Genomic DNA, 8,385 nt, shown 5'->3' on the forward strand with positions numbered 1-8,385 from the left:
GGACTCATTTTAGTAGGTTAATCGTTTAATTGTATAATTGTTTAATCGGTTGATTGTATAATTGGTTGATTGTTTAATCGTTTAATTGAGTTTGTTTGCTTTTTTTCAAACTTATATGGTCTAATTTGCCTTATATGGTTTCAAAGACTTTCGACTTTAATCAAACACTTTAATGACTCCTATGTTTCACTAATTTTTATGTTTAGCGATTAAATATTTTTTATTAAAAAAATGTAAATATCACCAAATCTGGGTATTGTGGTTTTTGTTTCCTCTTTTTATTTTTATTTCAAGACTACTTGTTTCTTTTTTAGCAGTAGTTGAAGTCTAACTTAAATAAGGATTCAATTGAAAGTAAAAATTATTTTGCCTGTTTTTATCGCTTTTTTGTTTAGCTTTTGTCCTGTATTTGGCCAACAAGGAAAAGTTGATCCTACCTTTAACACTTATGACGATGGCCTTTTGGGTGATGGTTTCGATGCTACTGTTAGAGCTTTAGCGGTTCAACCTGATGGGAAATTGATTGTTGGTGGAGAATTTCTAAATTTTAATGGTGTGGCAACCCCTTATTCGTGTCGTTTGTTGCCTGATGGATCCAAAGATGTTTCTTTTGCTTTAGGGACAGGATTTAACAATAAAGTTTATGCTTGTTTGCTTCAGCCCGATGGAAAGATTCTCGTTGCTGGTTCTTTTACTACTTTTAATGGTGTCGCTGTTGGTCGAGTAGTTCGGTTACATTCTGATGGTACCCGAGATACGTCATTTATTGCAACGCCTGGGGCTACGAATAATATCATTTACGATATCGCCTTACACTCCGATGGTAGTATTTTTTTGGTAGGAAGTTTTACGAATTTTAATGGCAATAGCGCTAATAGAATAGTGAAAATTTTGAGCAACGGAGCTATTGATACTAGCTTTAATGTTGGCTTGGGAGCTTCTGGATTGATAGAAAAAATCGAACTTCAATCGGATGGTAAGATTATTATTGGTGGAGCTTTTGCTACATTTAACGGAGTAAGTGTGGGTAGAGTAGCCCGATTACATGCTAATGGAAGTTTAGATACTAGTTTCAGTACTGGAGTTGGTTTTGATAACAATGTGAGTGCCATAGCTTTTCAAGCAGATGGTAAAATTATTTTGGGTGGTTCTTTTACCACTTACAAGAGTAATTTAGCGAATCGAGTTTTGCGCTTACATGCTGACGGAACTTTTGATACTTCTTTTGTTTCTGGTTCAGGTTTTAGTTCGGGGGCAGTTGAGACAATTTGTGTCACTTCGAGTGGAGCGATTATGATGGGAGGTTCTTTTTCTGGTACTTATGATGGAGTAGCGGTCAATAGAGTACAATTTTTTCATCCCGACGGGACAATCAATACTGCTTTTGATATAGGTGCAGGACCCGCTTCAGCAAGTGTTTTTGCTTTAGAAAATTTCATGGAGTCCTCTTGGTATGTTGGAGGTTCTTTCTCCATTTTTGATGATCAAAATCAAGGAAGGTTAGCCAAAATTGATGTTCAAGGTACCTTAGATGTTGGGTATCTCACTTCGGGAGTGGGCTTGAATAGTAGTGTTTCAAAACTACTTCCGTTATCCGATAAAAGTGTGATTGTTGTTGGGGATTTTACTCAATTTAATAATCAAGAGGCTCCTCGAATCGCTAAACTCAACGAGGCAGGCGAAATGGATGTTAGCTTTACTACTTCAGGGCAAGGCGCTAATGCTACCATTCGTAATTTGGCGTTGCAACCTGATGGTAAAGTAATTATTGTTGGGAATTTTACTTCTTATAACGGGACTTCGGTCAATAGAATCGCTCGTTTATTATCCGATGGTAGTTTAGATACTTCGTTCAATATTGGATCGGGTTGCAACGGACAGGTGTATGGCGTAGCGGTTCAGTCGGACGGGAAAATAATTCTTGTAGGTAACTTTTCTTCCTATAATGGCATGGCCGCGATAAAAATAACACGATTATTACCCGATGGCACATTAGATCCCAGTTTTAGTACGGGTTTGGGAGCTGAAGATGGTATAGTCGAAACGGTAGTTTTGCAATCGGATGGAAAGATACTCTTGGGAGGTCATTTCACAGTTTTTAATGGAATTCCATCTCAAAAGATTGTCCGTTTGCTTGCGGATGGGAGTGTTGATAGTACTTTCTCTATTGGGTTAGGATTTGATAAAATCGTTTATACTTTGGCTTTGCAATCTGATGGTAAAATTTTGGTTGGGGGCTCTTTTTTGACTTTTAATGGAAATTCAAGACGAAGAATCGTTCGACTGCATCCTGATGGGAGTTTGGACACTAGTTTCTTAACCGGAGCAGGATTTAGTAACGGAACGGTTAGAGCTATTTTGGTGCAACCGAATGGTAAACTGCTGCTTGGAGGTTCGTTTTCTGGAACATATAATGGAGTAGGTGTCAAAAGAGTGGTTCGTGTTCATGCTGATGGAAGTGTAGATGGAAGCTTTTTGACCCAATTGAATGGTAGTCTGTTTGCTATGGCTTTTACAACAGATGAAAAACTATTGATTGGAGGAACTTTTAATTCGATTTTAGGGGTGACCAAGCATCGTGTAGCTAGGCTTCTTTTGTGTGTAGATAGTACGAAACGAGTTGCAGGAGCTTGGACCAATGCAGCACCTACCCCCGGAAAGGAATTGCTTTTTGAAGATAATTTTATACTTGCAGAAAATATTTATGCGTGTAGTTGTACTATTGCTGCTGGGGTAACGGTTAGTATTCCCTCTAATCTTGCCTTGTCTTTGCGGTATCAATATGCGGGTGATGGTCTTATGGTTTTGGAAAGTGGAGCTTCTTTGCATCAATTAGAGGATCAGGTTAGTAATATGGGGACGATTAAAATGAAAAGAAACACCACTCCTATTCGGAAAATGGATTATACCTACTGGTCTAGTGCTGTGCAAAATCAAACATTATTTGATGTGTCTCCTTTGACACTTTCAGACAAGTTTTTTTCGTTTGATGGGACTAAGGGACAATGGAAAAACGAGTTGTCTTCAGGCGTAATGACTATTGGAAGAGGCTATATTATTAGAGGTCCACAATCTTTTTCTACCACGCTTCCTTCGGTGTATGAAGCTGTTTTTTTAGGAATTCCGAATAATGGAGTAGTTAATTTTTCTGTAGCGAGTGATCAATACAATCTGATAGGAAATCCTTATCCTTCGGCAATTGATGCCAATTTGTTTATGGCCGATGCGAACAATGCTGGTATTATTTATGGCGCTTTGTATTTCTGGACTCATAATACGGCGCTTTCAAATAATGTGTATACTGCCGATGATTATGCGACTTATAATCGCACGGGGGCTACGGGAACCGCAAAAGGAGCGGCTCTTTCTGGTGGCTCAATTCCATCAGGAAAAATTGCTTCTGGTCAGTCTTTTTTTGTAGGGACAAGCTCAGGAATTCCAGCGAACAGTAGTTTTCAATTTCAAAACAGTATGCGAATCATTGGTGAAAATGATCAATTTTTTAAACCATCCCATACTAAAAAATCAACAACTATTGTTAAACATCGCCTTTGGTTGAATTTGAGTAATACCGGTGGGGCTTTCAAACAACTGTTAGTAGGGTACCTCGCAGGAGCGACCAACGATTGGGACAATGGGTATGACGGTCCGAGTTTTGATGGCCAAGAGTTTGTTGATTTTTATAGCATCAATCAAGGAAAAAAATTAGCCATACAAGGACGTGCCTTGCCTTTTGAAATCACAGACGAAGTGCCTTTAGGCTACCGAAGTACCCTTACTGGAGACTTCGATATTAGTATTGATAATAGAGATGGTGCTATGTCCAGTCAAGAAATTTGGTTGGAAGATAAAAAGACGAATACCCTTCATGAATTGAGTAAGGGCAAGTACACTTTTACAGCCGTCAAAGGGGTGGAGAATGATCGATTTGTATTGAAATATACTAACAAAAATTTGGATATGGACGATAATGAGGTCGCAGCTGCCTCACTTTTTGTAAGTGTGAAAAACAAAAAAATAACGCTTATTTCTTCTGTAGAAGCGATATCACAAGTGCAAGTTTTTGATTTGTTGGGGAGAAAAGTATATGATAAATCAAAAATTAACGCACAAGAATGGTCAATTTCGACTTTGTCTTCGAGTGAACAAATGTTGATTGTAAAAACTACTTTGGCGAACGGCGCCATTAGCAGCAAGAAGATTATTTACTAAAGTAATAGCTTTTTAATTAAAAACCCTTTCAGAGTCTACTAGTGCTTTGAAAGTTTTTTTGTTGGTTTAAACTTTGTGAACCTTGCGTAAACCCTTGCGAAAATTGCGGTTAAATTTTTCACCACAAAGCAACACGAAGAAGGTACAAAGCTTCACAAAACCATACTCTTGAACTTTGCGTCCTTTGCGTAAACCTTTGCGAACTTTGCGGTTAAATTTTTTAGCACACAGAAACACGAAGAAATCACGAAGCTAAAAAAGCAATAGTGTTGAACTTTACGGTTAAACTTTTCCCGATTTCTAAAACGAAGTTCTATAGGTATAACTTACTCGATTTGCTGTTTATCACATTGGAATTTTGAATTTCTTTTTTTGGAATTTACTTGGATGGTTTATAGGTGTAAAAAGTATTTTAAACCTAAACTTCTAACATCAAGACGGTAAAGTGTGCTATATCTAACTCATACTTTGGGGTGGTTGAATTAGAGACAAGTACTAAGCAAAAGCATTATTAATGAGCTTTTTTTCTTGAGTTTCTCGGTCATAGTGTTGTTTTTTAGTGCTTTACGTGTTTTTTTTTGGTTAAAATATTTGATTTCTATTAAAGATAACCTAATTTTAAAGTGTTATTGTTCAGTTGTTTAACAATAATTGGAACGGTCTTCAATTTATATCCAGTTATAAATATTTAATCCTATGGTGAGAATTACTCTTAATAACGGCGCTACTTCTGTTACTATCTACAAATATGTCTTGTTGGTTTTCTTCTTTTTAGGATTAGGGAATACATACTATGCGCAAAACCTTGTGCATAATTTCGAATTCAACGGTAATTTAAATGATTCTCAGCCTACAGGGGAGTTATTTTCCGTACCAGTGCCGTGTACTAATACTTTTGGGACAAATCCGAATCAATGGAATTGGACAGCAACACGTTCTCCTGGTGGTGGTCTTTTTCTGGCTACAGCTAATTTACCAAATCCAGAAAATTATACTTTAGCACTAGATTTTTCATTTTCAGATGTATCAGGGAAAAGGAAAATACTTTCCTTTGGGGATTTCTTTGAGAATAAGGGAGTTTATTTTTTGAGTGGAGGAATAGATCAGGTAGATGGAAGTATTTATGGTTTTGGAACTTTAAATGCCAATACATTTTATAAGTTAATCCTAACTAGAGACGCAACGACCAAAGAATTGAAAACCTATATAATTGGCCCAAGTGGTGTACTGCAACTTTTAGGTACTTTAACAGACACTAACAATGATGCGGTTCCTATAAACAGTTCGGCTAGTAATAGAGATTTCACCTTTTTCTTAGATGATGCTTCTACAAATAATGAATATACAGCGAGTGGTTCGGTTCGATTTATTAAAATATGGGATGCGCCCTTATCATCGGCTCAGCTTAATACACTCTTTCCTTCATCAACACCTACCATAACCTCCTTATCCAGTTTGTCAGGTTGCCAAGGTTCTAGCTTAATTATCAACGGGACCAATTTAACCGGAGTACAAACGGTAACTATAGGAGGCACTGCGGCTACTGTTGTAAGTGCCACAGCTACTAGTGTTACCGTTACAGTCGGTTCTGGTACTACAGGAACGGTTTCGGTAACAACTCCTTCCGGAACGGCTACTTCAACAGAGGTGTATACAGTTGCTTCTGGAGGGGCTTTGGGTTCGGTTTGTAATCCGTTTACCAATGTCAATCAAGTTACAGATGCTACCCCAAATGGATTATATTATTTTAATTTAGGAGGAAATGTATTTGAAACCAAGGTGGAAGAGGGGTGGGTTTTAGTCCTCAATGATGGCGGTGCAGCAGTGTCGCAAGATTTGCCAGAAGTGACGAATTTGGATACCAACCTGAGAGGTATTGTCAGTAGTACGGCATTATCCAATTTGGGACTAGTAGGCAGTGTAAAAATTAAATCGAGCAATGCTGTACTAGATGTGGAAAGTACCAATGCAACCATTATTTCTCGAGTAAAAGCAGGACAAACGATTCATCAAGGGCAAGCCGATAATGCTATCAATGATTCGTGGATAGGGGCTTCTTCTGCAAATTTAACAATAGATGCCACTTGTACTACCGATAGAGGAACATCACTAAAAACAAATATCATTCACACCTGCGGATCTGGTGGTGTGGGTACCTATTGGATCCCCAGTATAGGTGTACGTAGAGTTGCCGACGGTGATGGCAATGTAGCGGACTCAAATAGTTTTGGTTTGTGGGTGAAAAGAGCAATTCCTCCTACTATTACAAGCTTGTCAGCTACTAGTGGTTTTTGTGGCTCATCTTTGACTATTAACGGAACGTTTTTGACCAATACACAAACAGTTACCATAGGCGGTACGCCTGCAACAATTGTTAGTACTACAGCTATCAGTGTTACCGTAACGGTTGGGATTGGCACTACTGGAACCGTTTCAATCACTACCGATGGAGGCACAGTAACTTCGGCTGAAACATTTACCGTTTCCATTAACCCTGCAGATGCTTTGGGTTCAGTATGTAATCCGTTTACCAATGTCAATCAAGTTACCAGCTCAACACCTGATGGTACCTACTATTTTAATTTAGGAGGGACTACCTTTCAAACGAAAGTAGAGAAGGGATGGGTATTAATAATTAATGATGTAGGGGCTCCTATATCGCAAGATTTACAAGAAGTAACCAATTTAGATGTTACTATAAGAGGGATAGTCAGTAACAGTGCCTTAGCTAATTTGGGAGATTTTGATAATGTAAATATTCGCTCAAGTGATGGGATAATCGATGTGAAAAGCAATAATACTACAATTATCAACCGTATAAAAGCAGGACAAACGATTCATCAAGGGCAAGCGGATAATGCTATTAATGATTCGTGGGTAGGGGCTTCTGCTGCAAATATAAAAGAAGATGCATTTTGCGCGACTTCACAAGGTTCATCGCTAAAAGGGAATATTATCCATACCTGTGGAAGTTCTACAGGAACCAATTGGATACCCAATCTTGGCTATCGAAGAATCAACGATGGTCAAGGCAATGTCGCAAGCAGTGTCAGTTTTGGTCTTTGGGTGCAAAAAATAACTCCTCCTACTATTACAAGCTTGTCGGCAACAAGCGGTTTTTGTGGTTCGACTTTGATGATTAACGGAACATTTTTGACCAATACACAAACCGTTACCATAGGTGGTACGCCTGCAACAATTGTTAGTACTACAGCTACCAGTGTTACCGTAACGGTGGGGATTGGCACTACTGGGACCGTTTCAGTCACTACCGAAGGAGGTACAGCAACTTCGGCTGAGACATTTACCGTTTCCATTAACCCAGCAGATGCTTTAGGTTCAGTATGTAATCCTTTTACGAACGTAAATCAAGTTACTGCAACTACTCCAGATGGTTTGTACCATTTTGATTTAAATGGAAATAAATTTGAAACCAAAGTAGAGAATGGCTGGGTATTGGTATTGAATGATGCAGGCGCATCAGTTAAGCAAGGATTGCAAGTAGTGAACACCTTAGATGTAACCACAAGAGGAATATTGAGCAACAGTGCCTTGTCGTATTTAGGTAATTTTAATGCCATAAATGTTAAATCGAGTAACGGAGTGGTCGATGCGTTTAATAACAATGCTACTCTTGTTTCAAGACTCAAAGCCAGTCAAACTTTGCATCAAGGATCGAATGATAATGCTATCAATGATTCTTGGACAGGGGTTGGTGCTGTATATCTCACCACAAATGCAACCTGTCCATCAGGAGATGGGAGTGCATTAAATGGAAGTGTGATTCATATTTGTGGACCTTCAAATACACTCAATTGGATCCCTAATAGAGGCGTTCGTGAAATCACCGATGTGGCTGGTTTTGTTGGAGCAGGGATTAGCTTTGGTTTATGGATTAAAAAAGTAGACCCTCCAACAATTACGAGTTTATCGAGTTTAAATGGCTGCATCGGATCTACTCTGGTAATAAACGGGACCAATTTAGCTACTGTCCAAGTTGTAACGGTTGGAGGTACAGCGGCGACTGTTATTAGCACTACTGAGACCAGTGTAACTGTAAAAATTGGGAATGGTACTACGGGTTCCGTACAGCTTACTACACTAGGGGTTCTGTTACTTCTGCAGAGACCTATACGATTAGTACTGCCTTTAATCCATTAGAACTTTTAGGTT

General features: G+C 38.6%; 2 protein-coding genes. Both read left to right on the forward strand.

Annotated elements, in window-relative coordinates:
• Nucleotides 1-348 precede the first annotated feature (348 nt).
• Nucleotides 349-4,212, forward strand: coding sequence for a T9SS sorting signal type C domain-containing protein (locus tag BXU11_RS05250; RefSeq protein WP_078211261.1), 3,864 nt, complete (start codon nt 349-351; stop codon nt 4,210-4,212).
• Between the two features lie 696 nt (nt 4,213-4,908).
• The gene (locus tag BXU11_RS05255; RefSeq protein WP_078211262.1) at nt 4,909-8,373 is read left to right on the forward strand and encodes an IPT/TIG domain-containing protein; all 3,465 of its coding nucleotides are present in this window, start codon (nt 4,909-4,911) and stop codon (nt 8,371-8,373) included.
• Nucleotides 8,374-8,385: the final 12 nt, after the last annotated feature.

The sequence above is a fragment of the Flavobacterium sp. LM5 genome (genome assembly GCF_002017945.1).
Lineage (GTDB): Bacteria > Bacteroidota > Bacteroidia > Flavobacteriales > Flavobacteriaceae > Flavobacterium > Flavobacterium succinicans.

Coding starts and splice junctions, on each gene's coding strand:
- BXU11_RS05255 (WP_078211262.1), top strand. CDS start 4,909: ATGGTGAGAATTACTCTTAATAACGGCGCTACTTCTGTTACTATCTAC.